The 16,752-nt window shown below is 67.5% G+C and carries 11 protein-coding genes; 8 read left to right on the top strand and 3 right to left on the bottom strand.

The features are described from left to right. Nucleotides 1-110: 110 nt before the first annotated feature. From FBZ88_RS19660 to FBZ88_RS19625, 8 genes are all read left to right on the top strand, one after another. The gene (locus tag FBZ88_RS19660; protein WP_145618866.1) at nucleotides 111-1,442 is read left to right on the top strand and encodes a spinster family MFS transporter; all 1,332 of its coding nucleotides are present in this window, start codon (nucleotides 111-113) and stop codon (nucleotides 1,440-1,442) included. Next, complete coding sequence (locus FBZ88_RS19655) at nucleotides 1,442-3,079, top strand: carboxylesterase/lipase family protein (RefSeq protein ID WP_145618865.1); 1,638 nt, start codon at nucleotides 1,442-1,444, stop codon at nucleotides 3,077-3,079. Before FBZ88_RS19660 ends, FBZ88_RS19655 begins: the two co-directional genes overlap by 1 nt. A 246-nt stretch (nucleotides 3,080-3,325) precedes the next feature. Then, on the top strand, nucleotides 3,326-4,276 hold the full coding sequence (locus FBZ88_RS19650) for a helix-turn-helix transcriptional regulator (protein WP_145618864.1): 951 nt from the start codon (nucleotides 3,326-3,328) through the stop codon (nucleotides 4,274-4,276). A 485-nt stretch (nucleotides 4,277-4,761) separates the two neighbouring features. Beyond that, on the top strand, nucleotides 4,762-11,076 hold the full coding sequence (locus tag FBZ88_RS19645; protein WP_211102727.1) for a HAMP domain-containing protein: 6,315 nt from the start codon (nucleotides 4,762-4,764) through the stop codon (nucleotides 11,074-11,076). Between the two features lie 14 nt (nucleotides 11,077-11,090). Then, a complete protein-coding gene (locus tag FBZ88_RS19640) occupies nucleotides 11,091-13,001 on the top strand; it encodes a response regulator (protein ID WP_145618863.1) in 1,911 nt (636 codons plus the stop codon). Nucleotides 13,002-13,092: 91 nt separating this feature from the next. After that, a complete protein-coding gene (locus FBZ88_RS19635) occupies nucleotides 13,093-13,458 on the top strand; it encodes a hypothetical protein (protein WP_145618862.1) in 366 nt (121 codons plus the stop codon). Nucleotides 13,459-13,462: 4 nt separating this feature from the next. Next, nucleotides 13,463-13,729 (top strand): DUF5985 family protein, encoded by a 267-nt coding sequence (locus tag FBZ88_RS19630; protein WP_145618861.1) that lies wholly within the window; start codon nucleotides 13,463-13,465, stop codon nucleotides 13,727-13,729. After that, nucleotides 13,729-14,031 (top strand): DUF5985 family protein, encoded by a 303-nt coding sequence (locus FBZ88_RS19625; RefSeq protein ID WP_246138752.1) that lies wholly within the window; start codon nucleotides 13,729-13,731, stop codon nucleotides 14,029-14,031. Before FBZ88_RS19630 ends, FBZ88_RS19625 begins: the two co-directional genes overlap by 1 nt. Before the next feature lie 25 nt (nucleotides 14,032-14,056). On the opposite strand, the gene FBZ88_RS19620 is transcribed toward FBZ88_RS19625, so the two are convergent. The 3 genes from FBZ88_RS19620 to FBZ88_RS19610 all read right to left on the bottom strand — a co-directional run bounded on the left by FBZ88_RS19620 (nucleotide 14,057) and on the right by FBZ88_RS19610 (nucleotide 16,662). Then, complete coding sequence (locus tag FBZ88_RS19620) at nucleotides 14,057-15,409, bottom strand: amino acid permease (protein ID WP_211102726.1); 1,353 nt, start codon at nucleotides 15,407-15,409, stop codon at nucleotides 14,057-14,059. A 101-nt stretch (nucleotides 15,410-15,510) separates the two neighbouring features. Continuing rightward, complete coding sequence (locus FBZ88_RS19615) at nucleotides 15,511-15,750, bottom strand: hypothetical protein (RefSeq protein WP_145618860.1); 240 nt, start codon at nucleotides 15,748-15,750, stop codon at nucleotides 15,511-15,513. A 138-nt stretch (nucleotides 15,751-15,888) separates the two neighbouring features. Continuing rightward, nucleotides 15,889-16,662: a DUF899 domain-containing protein gene (locus FBZ88_RS19610; protein WP_186464495.1), complete on the bottom strand. Its 774-nt coding sequence runs from the start codon at nucleotides 16,660-16,662 to the stop codon at nucleotides 15,889-15,891. Nucleotides 16,663-16,752: the final 90 nt, after the last annotated feature.

Genomic DNA, 16,752 nt, shown 5'->3' with positions numbered 1-16,752 from the left:
CTCTCCCGACGTCGCCGCGGGCCAGCGCCCGCGGCGACGTCGTAGGGCGGCATCGGGCATCGGCACCAGCCACAGGTACCAGCCACAGGTACCAGCCACAGGGATAAGACATGACCATCGTTTCCCCGGCGCCAAAGCCGGTGTCGACTTCGCCCCTAGCCACGGCGCCGCCGCCTGATGCTCGCGCCTGGTACGTGCTGGCGGCGCTTTGCTTCGTCTATGTGCTGAACTTCCTGGACCGGCAGCTGCTGTCCATACTGGCCAAGCCCATCCAGGATGATCTGGGCGTCAGCGACGGCCAGCTGGGCCTGATCAGCGGGCTCTACTTCGCCTTGTTCTATTGCTTCATCTCCATCCCTGTGGCCTGGCTGGCCGACCGCACCAACCGGGTGCGGGTGCTGTCCATCGCCTGCGCCCTGTGGAGCGCGGCCACGGTGGCCTGCGGTCTGTCGGCCACGTATCCGCAGCTGGTGCTGGCGCGCATGACCGTGGGCGTGGGGGAAGCGGGTGGTGTGCCCCCCTCCTACGCCATCATCACCGATTATTTCCCACCGGGGCGGCGGGGTGCCGCTTTGGGCCTGTTCAACCTGGGCCCGCCCCTGGGCCAGGCGCTGGGCGTCGCCTTCGGCGCCTCCATCGCCGCCGCCTACAGCTGGCGCCAAGCCTTCCTGGTGCTGGGCATGTTCGGCGTCGCCGCCGCGCTCATCGTCTGGCTGACCATCCGCGAGCCCAAGCGTGGCGGCCTGGACCTGCCGGCATCGGGCGCCCTTCCCGCGCAGGCCAGGGCCGGATTCCTGGAAACGGTCGCCATGTTCTTCAAGCGCCCTGCCCTGCTGCTGATGGCGCTGGCCTGCGGGGCGACGCAGTTCGTCACCTACGCCGTCATGAATTTCACCGTCCTGTTCCTGATGCGGGAAAAGGGCATGAGCCTGCAGCAGGTGGCGGTGTATTACGCCCTGCTGATCGGCATCGGAATTTCCATCGGCATGTACGCCTCGGGCCGGTTGGTCGACCGGTTCAGCGGCCGATCCAGGCAAGCCTACGCCCTGGTCCCGGCGCTGGGCCTGGCGGGCGCCGTGCCCCTTTTCGTGGGCTTCGTCTGGGCGCCGGGGTGGCAGCTGGCGTTGCTGCTGCTGATCGGTCCGACCATCCTCAATTACTTCTTCCTCTCCCCCGCCGTCACCCTGGTGCAGGAGGCGGTGCGGCCCAACCAGCGCGTGCTGTCGGGCGCCTTGCTGCTGCTGGTCATGAACCTGATCGGCCTGGGCTTCGGCCCCACCTACCTGGGGGCCGCCAGCGACCACTTCCGGGCGGCTCATCCCGGCAATTCCCTGCAACTCGCCTTCTACACCCTAGTCCCCTTCTATTTCCTGGCCATCGCGCTTTTCCTGGTGCTGGCGCGGGTGCTGAAGGCGGAAGCCAACCGGACCGGAGATCACTGATGCGTCTTTTCCTACGCCTGGGCGCCTGCGCCGCGGCCGCCTTGCTGTCCTTCGGCGCCATGGCCGAGGACAATCCCACGGTGCGGGCGCCGGCCGGTAGCGTGGCGGGCCGCAGCAGCGGCGACCTGAACGTCTTCAAGGGCATTCCCTACGCCAAGCCCCCGGTAGGACCGCTGCGGTGGAAGGCGCCGGAGGTCCTGCCCGCCTGGACGGGCGTGCGCGACGCCGGAGCCCCTGGCCTGGCCTGCGTGCAGCCCAGGGCCGCCGGCACCACCGTCTACACCAGCCCGCCACCGGCGATGGGCGAGGATTGCCTGACCCTGAACATCACGGCGCCCAAGCGGGCGAGGAACGCCCCCGTCCTGGTGTGGATCCACGGCGGCACGCTGCTCAGCGGCTATGGCTTCAACGAGATGTATGACGGCGCCGCCCTGGCCCGGCGCGGCGTCATTGTCGTATCCATCAATTACCGGCTGAGCGTCCTGGGCTACATGGCCCATCCGGGTCTGAGCGCGGAGAATCCTGACGGCATTTCCGGCAACTACGGCCTGCTGGACCAGATCGCAGCATTGCGCTGGATCCACGACAATATCGCCGCCTTCGGCGGTGACCCGGCCAACGTCACGGTGTCCGGCGAATCCGCCGGCGCGCTGTCGGTCATGTACCTGATGGCGTCGCCCAAGGCGAAGGGCCTATTCGCCAAAGCGGTGGTGGAGAGCGGCTATATGATCTCCATGCCCGAGCTGAAGCAACCCAACCATGGCGAGTTCGCGGCGGAGGCCATCGGGTCCTACATCGCCGGCCAAGTGGGGGCGACGGATGTGGCGGCCTTGCGCGCCATGGACGCGGAAACGCTGGTGCAAGCGGCAGCCAAGGTCAACTACTTCCCCCTCGGCACGGTGGACGGCAAGGTGCTGACCGGCCAGCTGGTCGACGTGTTCGACAAGGGGGAACAGGCGCCGGTTCCCATCCTGGCCGGGTTCAACAGCGGGGAAATCCGGTCCCTGCGCTGGCTGATCGCCCCGCCGCCGGCCGACGCCAAGGCCTATGAGGCGATGATCCGCGAACGCTACGGCGACCTGGCCGATGAATTCCTGCGGCTCTACCCCGCCACCGGCAAGCTGGAGGAAAGCGAGCTGGCGGCCACCCGCGATGCGCTGTACGGCTGGACGGCCGAGCGGCTGGTGCGGGACCAGACCAGGCTGGGGCAGCCGGGATACCTCTACCTGTTCGACCACGGCTATCCCGCCATGGACGACAAGGGGTTGCACAGCTTCCACGCTTCGGAGATCCCCTATGTCTTCGGCACCATGGCGCACACCCCGTCCTATTGGCCGAAAGCGCCGGACAGTCCGGTCGAACGGCGCCTGACCGCCGCCATGAGCGATTACTGGGCCAGCTTCGCCCGCGACGGAAAGCCGGTGGCGGAAGGCCTGCCCGCCTGGCCCGTCTTCGGCCAGGATGAAGGCTACATGGCCTTCACCGACACGGCGCAACCGGGGCACAAGGTGATGCCGGGCATGTACGCGTTGCACGAGGCCACCGTGTGCCGCCGCCGGGCGGCGGGCAACCTGCCCTGGAACTGGAACACCGGCGTCGTCTCGCCCGTGCTGCCCCCCCATGCGGAGGGTTGCTGACATGCCACTGACGGGACGTGTCGCGATCGTCACCGGGGCCGGCGGCACGCCCTGTTCCTGGTCCGACAGGACGGTGAGGTGAGACCGCGCCCTGGCTGCCCTGCGGCAGCCGGGCGAGGAAGGGCCCTCGCCCGCCGCGCTCTATCGGGTTAAATTTGACAATATTTTTAGACCCTTGGCTGCTACGCTGTCTCCGTTCCGAACCGTTATTGGACCGGTGCCCGTCCTGCCGAGGGGAAATTGGAGATGCAGCCGCCCGCCCTGTCCGCGTCCTCCGCCTCCAACGCCCGCAGCGTGGCGGAAACGAATTTCATTTCCGCGACCATCCTGCACTCGCAGCTGACGGATGACGGCGAACGGCTGAGCGTCCGGCGCACCACCTGTGACGCCCTGCCCGATGTGGAAATGGGCTACGGCGGCATTGACGCCCACCTGGCGCGGCTTTACCTGCAGCCCACCCCCGCCTGCACCATGCAGCAGGGTCGGCGCATGCTGCAGCTGGAACCCCGGGCGCCCATGGAATGCTCGTTCCGCGACATGCGCGACCCCTGCGTCTGGCGCATCGTCCATCCCGTGGACATCATCAGTTTCGAGCTGCCGCGCGGCGCCATGGCCCATTGGGCCCGGGACGCGGGGCTACGGGGCTTCCACGGGCTGGACTATGAATCCGGCCTGACGATGATCGACGACGTCATCACCCATTTCGGCCTGGCGCTGATGGCGCCGCTGGCCACGCCCGGCCGGGCCCCAGCCCTGTTCGTCGACTATATCCTGAACGCCTTCTGCACCTATCTGGTGCGCATCATGGGGCGCGAGCTGCCCGATGGCTGGCGCCGGGGCGGCCTGGCCCTATGGCAGGAACGCCGGGCGAAGGAGATGATGGAGGCGGATCTGCGGGCGCCGGTGACGCTGAAAGAGCTGGCGGACGCCTGCGGCCTGTCGGCGGCGCACTTCGCCCGCGCCTTCCGCCAGTCGGTAGGTGAACCGCCACACCGCTGGCTGACCCGCCGCCGGGTGGAATTGGCCAAGGCATTGCTGACGGCGGGCGAATTACCCCTGGCCGACATCGCCCTGCGCTGCGGCTTCTCCGACCAGAGCCATTTCACCCAGGTCTTTTCCCGCCTGTGCGGCCAGTCCCCGGGTGTCTGGCGCCGCGCCCATCAGCGGGATGTCGTTCCTGGCCGCCGCCCGGTGTGAAGGGCCCGCCTGGCCGTAGCGCAACCATCGCGTCCCGGTCGCCCCGCGCAGCGGCGGCACCATGGCGGCACAGCGCCGGATGTGGCCGGCTGCCCACATGGACAGGGGACGTGAACCGGGGCGCGGGCGACACGCGCCTGGATCCGACAGCGCCGCCGTGACGGCGCCCAACCCGAAAAGGCGTACTCAAAACAGATATATGATCACCGCATTATCCCACTTACCTAAGTTATAGGGCGGCATAGACGGACAGAAGCTGTATCGAACTCTTGGGAACTGCTAGACCATATGAATAGAACGACATGCCAAACCACACCCGTGAAATATCCATACTTGTGAAATCGGCCCAATAGGGGTGCTCCGGTCGGCAAATCCACGGCAGGAACGGATGCGGCGCCCCCTCAGGGAAGAACAGGGCCCCGGCCGCCCCCGGGGCCGAGCGTCATCAATCCGTGGCCCAGCCGGGCCCACGCCGGGAGGCTTCCTTGCAGCTCCAGCACGACACCGCCGACGCCGTCCCCGTTTCGACCGTGGCGTTGGACAGCCCTCCCCCCGGCGGGGCGGAACTGTACCAGTTGCTGGAGGCCTTGCAGGCGGTGAAGGTCGGCGACTTCTCCGTCCGCATGTCCGGCAACCATGTCGGCGTCCTGGGCAAGATCGCCGACACCTTCAACGAGATCGTCGCCGCCAATGAACGGATGGCACAGCAGCTGGAACGGGTGGGCCAGGTGGTGGGGCGCGAGGGCAAGACGCGCCAGCGCGTGAAGTTCAACCTGTCCAGCGGGTCCTGGGGCGACATGGAAGGGTCGGTCAACTCCCTGATCGACGACCTGTTGTGGCCGACGACGGAAGTGACCCGCGCCATCACCGCCGTGGCGCGCGGCGACCTGCTGCAGACCGTGCCGCTGGATGTGGACGGCCGGCCCCTGCAGGGCGAGTTCCTGCGCTCCGCCACCATCGTCAATACCATGATCAAGCAGCTGAACGTCTTCACCTCGGAAGTGACGCGCGTGGCGCGCGAGGTCGGCACCGACGGCAAGCTGGGTGGCCAGGCCCAGGTGCGCGAGGTGACGGGCGTGTGGAAGGACCTGACGGAGTCCGTGAACTCCATGGCGTCCAACCTGACGGCCCAGGTGCGCAACATCGCGGAGGTGACCATCGCCGTGGCCAACGGCGACCTGTCCAAGAAGATCACCGTGGACGTGCGCGGCGAAATCCTGCAGTTGAAGGAAGCCATCAACACCATGGTGGACCAGCTGCGGTCCTTCGCGTCGGAAGTCACGCGCGTGGCGCGCGAGGTCGGCACCGACGGCAAGCTGGGTGGCCAAGCCATCGTGCCCGGCGTCGCCGGCACCTGGAAGGACCTGACGGACTCAGTCAACGCCATGTGCGGCAACCTGACCGACCAGGTGCGCAACATTGCCCAGGTGACGACGGCCGTGGCGCGCGGCGACCTGTCGCGCAAGATCACCGTGGACGTGCGCGGCGAAATCCTGGAGCTGAAGAACACCATCAACACCATGGTGGACCAGCTGAACGCCTTCGCCGGCGAGGTGACGCGCGTGGCCCGCGAAGTGGGCACCGAGGGCAAGCTGGGCGGACAGGCGGTGGTGCCGGGCGTGGGCGGCACCTGGAAGGACCTGACCGACAACGTCAACTTCATGGCCGGCAACCTGACGGCCCAGGTGCGCAACATCGCCGAAGTGTCCACCGCCATCGCCAACGGCGACCTGTCCAAGAAGATCACCGTGAATGTCAGCGGTGAAATCCTGCAGCTGAAGGAAACCATCAACACCATGGTGGACCAGCTGAACGCCTTCGCAGGTGAGGTGACGCGCGTGGCCCGCGAGGTCGGCACCGAGGGCAAGCTGGGCGGCCAGGCCATGGTGCGCGGCGTGGCCGGCACGTGGAAGGACCTGACCGACAGCGTGAACTCCATGGCCGGCAACCTGACCGACCAGGTGCGCAACATCGCCGAGGTCGCCACCGCCGTGGCCAACGGCGACCTGTCGCGCAAGATCACCGTGGACGTGAAGGGTGAGATCCTTCAGCTGAAGGAAACGCTGAACACCATGGTGGACCAGCTGAACGCCTTCGCCGCCGAAGTGACCCGCGTGGCGCGCGAGGTCGGCACCGAGGGCAAGCTGGGCGGACAGGCCCAGGTACCCGGCGTCGCCGGCACCTGGAAGGATCTAACCGACAACGTCAACTCCATGGCCGGCAACCTGACCGGCCAGGTGCGCAACATCGCCGAGGTCGCCACCGCCGTGGCCCAGGGCGACCTGTCCAAGAAGATCACCGTCAACGTCAGCGGCGAAATCCTGCAGCTGAAGGAAACCATCAATACGATGGTGGACCAGCTGAACGCCTTCGCCGCCGAGGTGACTCGCGTGGCCCGCGAGGTCGGCACCGACGGCAAGCTGGGCGGCCAGGCCCAGGTGCCCGGTGTCGCCGGCACCTGGAAGGATTTGACCGACAGCGTGAATTCCATGGCCGGCAACCTGACCGGCCAGGTGCGCAACATCGCCGAGGTGGCCACCGCCATCGCCAACGGCGACCTGTCGCGCAAGATCACCGTGGACGTGCGCGGCGAGATCCTTCAGCTGAAGGAAACGCTGAACACCATGGTGGATCAGCTGAACCGCTTCGCCGGCGAGGTGACGCGCGTGGCGCGCGAGGTCGGCACCGAAGGGCGCCTGGGCGGTCAGGCGCAGGTGCCCGGCGTGGCCGGCACCTGGAAGGATTTGACCGACAGCGTCAACTTCATGGCGTCCAACCTGACCGACCAGGTGCGCAACATCGCCGAGGTGACCACGGCCGTGGCGCGCGGCGACCTGTCGCGCAAGATCACCGTGGACGTGAAGGGCGAAATCCTGGAGCTGAAGAACACCATCAACACCATGGTGGACCAGCTGAACGCCTTCGCCGCGGAGGTGACGCGCGTGGCCCGCGAGGTCGGCACCGAAGGCAAGCTGGGCGGCCAGGCCCAGGTGTCCGGCGTCGCCGGCACCTGGAAGGACCTGACCGACAGCGTCAACTTCATGGCCGGCAACCTGACGGCCCAGGTGCGCAACATCGCCGAGGTGGCCACGGCCATCGCCAACGGTGACCTGTCCAAGAAGATCACCGTGGACGTGCGCGGCGAGATCCTGCTGCTGAAGGAAACGCTGAACACCATGGTGGAGCAGTTGCGCTCCTTCGCGGCCGAGGTGACGCGCGTGGCGCGCGAGGTGGGCACCGAGGGCCGTCTGGGCGGCCAGGCGGTGGTGCCCGGCGTGGGCGGCACCTGGAAGGACCTGACCGACAACGTCAACCTGCTGGCCGCCAACCTGACCACCCAGGTGCGCAACATCGCGGAAGTGACCACGGCCGTGGCGCGCGGCGACCTGTCGCGTAAGATCACCGTGGACGTGAAGGGCGAAATCCTGGAGCTGAAGAACACCATCAACACCATGGTGGACCAGCTGAACGCCTTCGCCGGCGAGGTGACACGCGTGGCCCGTGAGGTCGGCACCGAGGGCAAGCTGGGCGGCCAGGCCCAGGTGCCCGGCGTGGCCGGCACCTGGAAGGACCTGACCGACACCGTGAACGTCATGGCCGCCAACCTGACGGAACAGGTGCGCGGCATCGTGAAGGTGGTGACCGCCGTCGCCAACGGCGACCTGAAGCAGAACCTGGCGGTGAAGTCCAAGGGCGAGGTGGCGGCCCTGGCCGAAACCATCAACAACATGACCAATACGCTCGCCACCTTTGCCGACCAAGTGACGACCGTGGCGCGCGAGGTGGGCGTGGAAGGACGCCTGGGCGGCCAGGCCAACGTGCCGGGTGCGGCCGGCACCTGGAAGGACCTGACCGGCAACGTCAACCTGCTGGCCGCCAACCTGACGACCCAGGTGCGCGCCATCGCCGAGGTGGCGACCGCCGTGACCAAGGGCGACCTGACCCGCTCGATCCAGGTCGATGCCCGCGGCGAGGTGGCGGAGCTGAAAGACAACATCAACACGATGATCGACAATTTGCGGCTGACCACCGACCGCAACACCGAACAGGACTGGCTGAAGACCAACCTGGCCCGCTTCACCAACATGCTGCAGGGCCAGCGCGACCTGTCCACCGTGGGCCGCATGCTGCTGACCGAGCTGACACCCCTGGTCGGCGCCCACCAGGGCGTGATCTACCAGATGGACGAGGAAGGCCCGCGCAGCCTGAGGCTGGTCTCGGGCTATGCCGACGACGCGACCCACGGCCACCCGCAGCGCCTGCAGATCGGCGAGGGGCTGATCGGCCAATGCGCCGCCGACAAGCGCCGCATCCTGATCACGGAGATGCCGCCCAACGTCGTGCCCATCTCCTCCGGCCTGTTCAAGGCCATCCCGCAGAGCGTCGTCGTCCTGCCCGTGCAGTTCGAGGGCCAGGTGAAGGCGGTGATCGAGCTGGCGTCCATGACAGCCTTCACCGGCCTGCAGATGACCTTCCTGGAACAGCTGACCGCCAGCATCGGCATCGTGCTGAACAGCATCGAGGCGACGATGCAGACGGAAGGCCTGCTGAAGCAGTCGCAGCAGCTGGCCGCCGAACTGCAGGCCCAGCAGGGTGAGTTGCAGCAGACCAACGAACAGCTGGAACAGAAGGCGCAGCAGCTGGCCGAGCGCAACGTCGAGGTGGAGCGCAAGAACCAGGAAATCGAACAGGCCCGCCGTGCGCTGGAGGAAAAGGCGACGGAACTGTCCCTGACCTCGAAGTACAAGTCGGAGTTCCTGGCCAACATGAGCCACGAGCTGCGCACGCCGCTGAATTCCATCCTCATCCTGGGCCAGCAGCTGAGCGAGAACCCCGACGGCAACCTGACGCCCAAGCAGGTGGAATTCTCCCGCACCATCCATGGTGCCGGCACCGACCTCTTGAACCTGATCAGCGACATCCTGGACCTGTCGAAGATCGAGTCCGGCACCGTCTCGGTGGAGGCGGAGGAGATCTTCTTCAGCAACCTGCTGGACACCGTGGCGCGGCCCTTCCGGCACGAGGCGGAAAACCGCCGCCTGGCCTTCGACGTGCAGCTGGATCCGGTACTGGGCCGGACGCTCACCACCGACAGCAAGCGCCTGCAGCAGGTGCTGAAGAACCTGCTGTCCAACGCCTTCAAGTTCACCGAGACGGGCGGCGTGCGCCTCACCGTCTCGGCGCCGGCCAACGGCTGGTCGTCGGACCATCCCATCCTGAAGCAGTCGCCCAAGGTGGTGGCCTTCGAGGTCAGCGACACCGGCATCGGCATTCCCACCGAAAAGCAGAAGATCATCTTCGAGGCCTTCCAGCAGGCCGACGCCAGCACCAGCCGCAAGTATGGCGGCACCGGCCTGGGCCTGGCCATCAGCCGCGAGCTGGCCAACCTGCTGGGCGGTGAAATCCACCTGCGCAGCACGCCGGGCAGCGGCAGCACCTTCACCCTGTACATCCCGGCGACCTATCTGGCCCCCGTCCACACCGCCCGCGCCGTGGCGTCCAACGCTGGGGTCAACGACCACCGCCCCGCCCTGGTGCCGGCCGACGCCAACTGGCGCCATGCCGCCGGCCTGCCGGAGCGTGCGCTGGAGCAGGTGGTGGACGACCGGCTGGACATCCAGCCCGGCGACGCCGTCCTGCTGATCGTCGAGGATGACCCGCACTACAGCCGGGTGATGGTCGATCTGGCCCGGGACAAGGGCTTCAAGGTGCTGGTCGCCATGCGCGGCATCGACGCCCTGGACCTGGCGCGCCAGTATCAGCCAACGGCGGTGTCGCTGGACGTGTTCCTGCCCGACATGCTGGGCTGGACGGTGCTGAGCCAGCTGAAGCACAACCCCGCCACCCGCCACATCCCCGTGCAGATCATCACCCTGGATGAGGACCGGCAGCACGGGCTGGCCCGGGGCGCCTTCTCCTTCATGTCCAAGCCGACCTCGCCGGACGTGCTGGACAGCGCGCTGGAGCGGATCAAGGAATACGCCCAGCCGCGGCGCAAGCGCCTGCTGGTGGTGGAGGACAACGCCGCCGAACTGATGAGCATCACCGAGCTGCTGGGCCACGACGACATCGAGGTGCTGGCCGCCGGAACCGGGGCGGAGGCGCTGAGGACCCTGCGCGAGAAGCCGTGCGACTGCGTGGTCCTGGACCTGCGCCTGCCCGACATGACGGGGTTCGAGGTGCTGGAGGTCATCAGCGCCGACAGCAACCTGTGCGACGTGCCGGTGATCGTCTTCACCGGGCGCGAGCTGTCGGCGGAAGAGGATGCCAAGCTGCACGCCATGGCGCGCAGCATAGTCGTCAAGGGCGTGGAATCGCCGGAGCGGCTGCTGGACGAGACGTCGCTGTTCCTGCACCGGGTGGTGGCCGACCTGCCGGCGGACAAGCGCCGCATGCTGGAACGGCTGCACGGCTCGGACGAGGATCTGGTGGGCAGCACCGTGCTGCTGGTGGACGACGACGCCCGCAACATCTTCGCCCTGTCCAGCGTGCTGGAACGCCGGGGCATGCGGGTGCTGGCGGCCACCACGGGGCGCGAGGCCATCACCCTGATCGAGCAGACCCCCGACATCGCCATCGTGCTGATGGACATCATGATGCCGGAGATGGACGGGTATCAGACCATGGGCGTCATCCGCGCCAACCCGGCCTTTCGCCGGCTGCCCATCGTTGCCTTGACGGCCAAGGCGATGAAGGGCGATCGTGAGAAATGCCTGGAAGCGGGGGCCTCTGATTACCTGGCAAAACCGGTCAACACCGAGCAATTGCTGTCGGCGTTGCGCATGTGGCTGCATCGCTGAGGGGACGCTTCACCATGGACGTCACGCCCAAGGCCAACATACTCCTGGTGGATGACCAGCCGGCCAAGCTGCTCAGCTATGAGGTCATCCTGAGCGAGCTGGGGGAGAACCTGATCAAGGCCGGCTCCGCCCGCGAGGCGCTGGAGCATCTGCTGCGGCACGACATCGCCGTCATCCTGGTCGATGTCTGCATGCCCGATCTGGACGGCTTCCAACTGGCCGAGATGATCCGCAGCCACCCCCGCTTCGAGAAGACCGCCATGATCTTCATCTCGGCGGTCATGATGTCGGACGTCGACCGGCTGCGCGGCTATGAGGCGGGGGCGGTCGACTATGTGCCCGTGCCGGTGGTGCCCGAGGTCTTGCGCGCCAAGGTTCGCATCTTCGTCGAGCTGCACCGCAAGACCCGCCAACTGGAGCAGCTGAACGCCGAGCTGGAGCGCCGCGTGGCGGAGCGCACCGCCGACCTGGAGCACACGGCCGCCCGCCTGCAGCAGAGCGAGCGGCGGCGCAGCCTGGCCCTGGCCGCCGGCGGCATGGGGTCCTGGGACTGGAACGCCGATACCGACGAACTGATGTGGGACGACGCCCAGCATCGCATCTTCGGCACCGACCCCGCCCGCTTCGCCGTCACCGCCGCCAGCGCCTGGGCCCTGTTCCACCCCGAGGACCGGGAGGCGCAGATCCGGGCCATCCGCCAGGCCGCCACCACCGGCCAGCGCTATGGCGAGGAGTTCCGCATCATCCGGCCCGACGGCGCCATCCGCTGGTGCTTCGCGGCCGCGGCCCCCACCGGTGACGCGAACGGCCGCCCCCGCCGACTGAGCGGTGTCACCTTGGACATCACCGAGCGCAAGGATGCCGAGGCCCGGCAGATGATGCTGGCGCGCGAGGTCGACCATCGGGCCAAGAACGCCTTGGCGGTCGTCCAGTCGGTGCTGCGCCTGACGCGGGCGCCGTCCGTCCCCGAATTCGTGGAGGCGGTCGAGGGTCGCATCGGCGCCATCGCCTGGGTGCACACGCTGCTGTCGAATTCCCGCTGGCAGGGCGCTGAACTGGTGCGGCTGGTGCGCGAGGAGATGGCCCCCTATCAGTCCGGCGACACGCCGCGCGTGGTGTTCGACGGCCCGGACGTGATGTTGCTGCCCGCGACCGCGCAGTCGCTGGCGCTGAGCATCCATGAGCTCGCCACCAACGCCGCCAAATACGGATCCCTGTCGGTGCCGACCGGCAGCGTCCGGCTGACCTGGCACAGCCGGGCGGATGTCCTGACCCTGACATGGCGGGAAACCGGCGGCCCCTCTGCAACGTTGCCGCGGTCGCGCGGCTTCGGCATCCGCGCCATCACCGAAAGCGTGGAACGGCAACTGTCCGGCCGGGTCGAGATGAACTGGCTGCCCACCGGCCTGGTCTGCACCTTCAGCATTCCCATGAGCGAGGTGGGGAAGCTGGTGGCCGATGACACCGTCCCCGTCGCCCCACCGGCGCCGGAGCCCGCCGCCCCGGCCCACCACCTTCCCCCCGGGCTGCGGGTCCTGGTGGTGGATGACGAGGCCATGGTGGCCATGATGATGGAGCAGGCGCTGCTGGACCTGGGCATGACGGTGGCCGGCCCCGTGGGTACCCTGCCCCAGGCCCTGGTCCTGGCCAAGGCCGGTGGCATCGATTGCGCCATCCTGGACGTCAACCTGCAGGGCACACCGATCTATCCCGTGGCCGATCTGCTGGCCGACGCGGGCGTGCCCTTCATCTTCCTCACCGGGTACGACAAGGTGACGATGGATGGCCGCTATCATAGCGTGCCGGTGCTGCAAAAGCCGGTGCGGCTGTCCGACCTGGAGCGCGTCCTGCTGACGCTCATCGGCCCGGCCGCGTCGCCCCCCGTCCGCGTCTTCGCCACCGGGCAGGTCGCCAGTCTCGCCTGACCTTTCCCACCCCCATCACTGGAGGCAGATCCCGGGCCCGCGGCAACGCCGCGGGCGGCCATGGGCCACCGGGGACTAGACGGTAACGCCCATGCTTTCCGAACGGCACCTTCAGCTCTTGCGTCTTTCCATCCCCTCCGTCTGGGCGTTGGAGACCCTTCTGTTCCTGTATCGGGAACGTGACCGGGCGTGGACTGTGCCCGAACTGGTCCTGCATCTGCGCAGCAGCGCCGCCGCGATCGAGGGGGCCCTGGCCCCCCTCACCCAGGCAGGGCTGGTCGTTGCGGACGGTGACGCCCACCGGTTCCAGCCGGCCGGCCCCATCCTGGAGGCTTTCGTGCGCGACCTCGAAACCGCCTATGCCGAGCAGCCGATATCCGTCATGAGAGCCATCCTTTCGACCCCGAATTCGCGTATCAAGTCTTTCGCCGACGCCTTCAAACTGAGCAAGGATTGAGGCCATGCCGACGCTTGCAGCGGCCGTTTACTTGCTGTGTGGGGCCACCAGCTTTCTGTGCATGGTTCTTCTGATCCGCAAATACCTGCAGGACCGGTCACGCCTGTTGCTGTGGAGCGCGCTCTGCTTCACTGGCCTCGCGATCAACAACTTCCTGCTGTTCCTGGATTTTGTCGTGCTGCCCGACATGGACCTGCGCCCGCTGCGCACGGTGACCGCCTTGATCTCCGTCGGCATTCTGCTGGTCGGACTTATCTGGGAGACGGAGTGATGGGGGCGGGCGTGGAAGAATACGGCAAGGTGCTGAGCTACCTGTCCGGCGGCGTGACGCTGGGCTACTTCCTGGTCGGCCTTTTCTTCCTGCGGTTCTGGGTACGGGTGCGGGACACGCTGTTCCTGGCTTTCGCCACCGCCTTCGGGCTGCTGGCCATCAACCAGGGGATCACCACCTTCGCCGACGTGGCGCAGGGGGAATATCTATGGGCGTTCGGCTTGCGGCTGGTGGCCTTCTCGCTGATCATCGCCGCCATTGTGGGCAAGAACGTGCGACGGCGGGGGAAAGCCCGATCCTGACAGGACCGGGCGTCCTGCCCGGCGGTCATCCCCTCTTGGCCACCTGCCAACCGATGACCATCGCCACCACCCAGGCGGGCGCGACGTAGACGGCCAGGCGGGTATTGTCGTCAAACGCCAGCAGCACCAGGGTCAGGGCGAAGAAGGCCAGCGTCAGATACCCGCTCCACGGCGCGCCGGGCATGCGATAGGGCGAGGGCGCCACCCGGCCCGCCGCCACGGCGCGGCGGTAGAACAGGTGGGAAATGATGATGATCGACCAGGTCCACAGCTGGATCACCACCACCGTGCTCATCACGTAGATGAAGGCCTGCTCGGGCGCCACGTAGTTCACCAGCACGCCGGCCAGCATGAAGACCACCGAGGCGATGATGCCGCGCGTGGGCACGTGCTGGTCGCTGAGCGTGGCGAAGTAGGCCGGCGCCTCCTTGGCGTTGGCCAGGGTGTGCAGCATGCGGCCGCAGGAGAAGATGCCGCTGTTGCAGGCCGAGGCGGCGGCCGTCAGCACGACGAAATTGATCACCCCGGCGGCGGCGGGAATGCCGAAATGGTCGAACACCGTGACGAAGGGGCTGAAGTCCGGCGAGATCTGGTCCCACGGCACCAGCGACATGATCACCACGATGGCACCGATGTAGAACACCAGGATGCGCAGCAGGGCGCCGTTGATGGCGCGCGGCAGGGTCTTGCCCGGATCCTCCGCCTCGCCCGCCGTCACGCCGATCAGCTCGATGCCGCCGAAGGCGAACAGGGCGGCCGGGAAGACCAGCAGGGTGGCCATGGTGCCGTTGGCGAAGAGGCTGCCGTGGGTCCACAGGTTGGAGACGCTGGCGTGGGTGCCCAGACCGCCGGCGTCAAAGCCCAACACCGCCACGCCGAAGATCAGCAGGGCGACGACGGCCAGGACCTTGATCAGGGCGAACCAGAACTCGAACTCGCCGAACACCTTGACGCTGCGCAGGTTGGCGGCCAGCAGCACGCCCAGCATGGCCAGCACCGGCACCCATTGCGGCAGGTTGGGGAACCAGTAACGGATATAGACGCCGACCGCCGTCAGCTCGGCGATGCCGACCATGACCCAGAGGAACCAGTAGGACCAGCCGGAGACGAAGCCGGCCCAGGGCCCCACGAATTCGTGGGCGTACGTGGCGAAGGAACCGGCCACCGGGCGGTAGAGCAGCAGCTCGCCCAGCGCCCGCGCCATGAAGAACACCGCCATGCCACCCAGCGCATAGGCCAGCAGCAGGCTGGGTCCGGCCTTGTGGATGGCCTGCGCCGAGCCCAGAAACAATCCCGATCCGATGGCGCCGCCCAGTGCGATCATCTGCACATGACGGTTCTTAAGGCCGCGAACCAGCCCGCCCGACACTTCGCTCACGCGGCACCGCCGGCAGCTTGATCACAAAACATTAAAATCCCTCTCCCGAAAATTCTTATGTTACTTGACCAAAGCCCGGTGCTTGCCCGCTCCCAGGTAATTCAAGGCTTCCGCCAGCCAATCTTTACTTGGGCAGAAGGGTTCATATCATCTTTTCGGCGCGGTGGCTGCCCCAGATGCGCGCTGGATTGGCGGCCCGCCAGCGCCAGCCAGGGCCCCAGGTGGAAAATAGCCATCAGCAGGTACATCTGCGTCATCCCGCCCAGGGGCCACGCGTCCGCCGGGGTGATGCAGAGCATCGCCGGCCGCGCGGCCTCCTGAATGGCCGTGACCGCCGCCATGACGGCGAAGGTCGGTGCCGCGGCCAGGCGCAGCCAATCCGCGATACGTGGAAGTCCCCTAAACGACATGTCCCGTCTCCTGTGGAAGGAGGGCAAGGGCCCGGGATGCCGCCAAGACGCCGCCCCGGGCCGCCCACCTCAGCGTTGCGGACCGTACTCGTCATGCCGGCGCCACCAGACGCCGCTCTCGTTGCGGCCCAGCGGCGCGCGGTCCAGCCATTGGTAGGCGCCCCACAGGCTGTCCAGGCCCCGCGCATAGGTCGAGTAGGTGTGATAGAGGGCGCCGTCTTCGCCGCGCGCGAACGCGCTCATGCCCGGCCGGTCGCGGGTGTAGGTGGGTGCGTCGGTGCCGCAGGTGGCCGCGAACCGGGCCACCGGTTCCGGCACCACCGTCGTCGCGTCCATGGCGTGGCCGCCGCGCTTGTAGTTGTACTCGATACGGCCGTCGCGCTGCTCCGCCTCGGTAAAGGCGACGTTGTAGTCGAAATTGAAGTCGCCGCCGGCCGATGACGCCCAGGGGAAGGTCCAGCCCATACGCCGCTTATAGGCCTGCAGCTTGGCCAGCGGCGCCCGCGACACCGCCACCAACGCCACGTCATGGTTGGCCAGGTGGACCGCGAAGCCGTTGAACCCGTCCGCGATCATGGAACAGGAGGGGCAGCCCGCCGTGTAATCGGGCCCGAACATGAAGTGATAGACGATCAACTGTGAGCGCCCGCCGAACAGGTCGGCCAGCGTGGCGGGGCCGCCGTCGGTTTCGAAGCGGTAATCCTTGTCCACCCGCACCCAGGGCAGGGCCCGGCGGCGTTGCGCCAGCGCATCGCTTTCGCGCGTCAGCGCCTTTTCCGCCTCCAGCAGGTCCAGCCGCGCCGCCAGCCACTCTTCCCGCGTTCCCGTCACATGTGGTGTCATTATTTTCTCTCCGTCAGTATATCCACCCACCCCTTCCGCCGGGGACAGGGGGCGGTGGTCGGCGCCAGACTGGGCCTGGGCGCCGGAGGG

Origin of the sequence: Nitrospirillum bahiense (assembly GCF_007828025.1) — a bacterium.
Classification (GTDB): domain Bacteria; phylum Pseudomonadota; class Alphaproteobacteria; order Azospirillales; family Azospirillaceae; genus Nitrospirillum; species Nitrospirillum amazonense.
The sequence above is the reverse complement of the archived record's forward strand: the minus strand, read 5'-3'. Positions and strand labels throughout refer to the sequence as shown.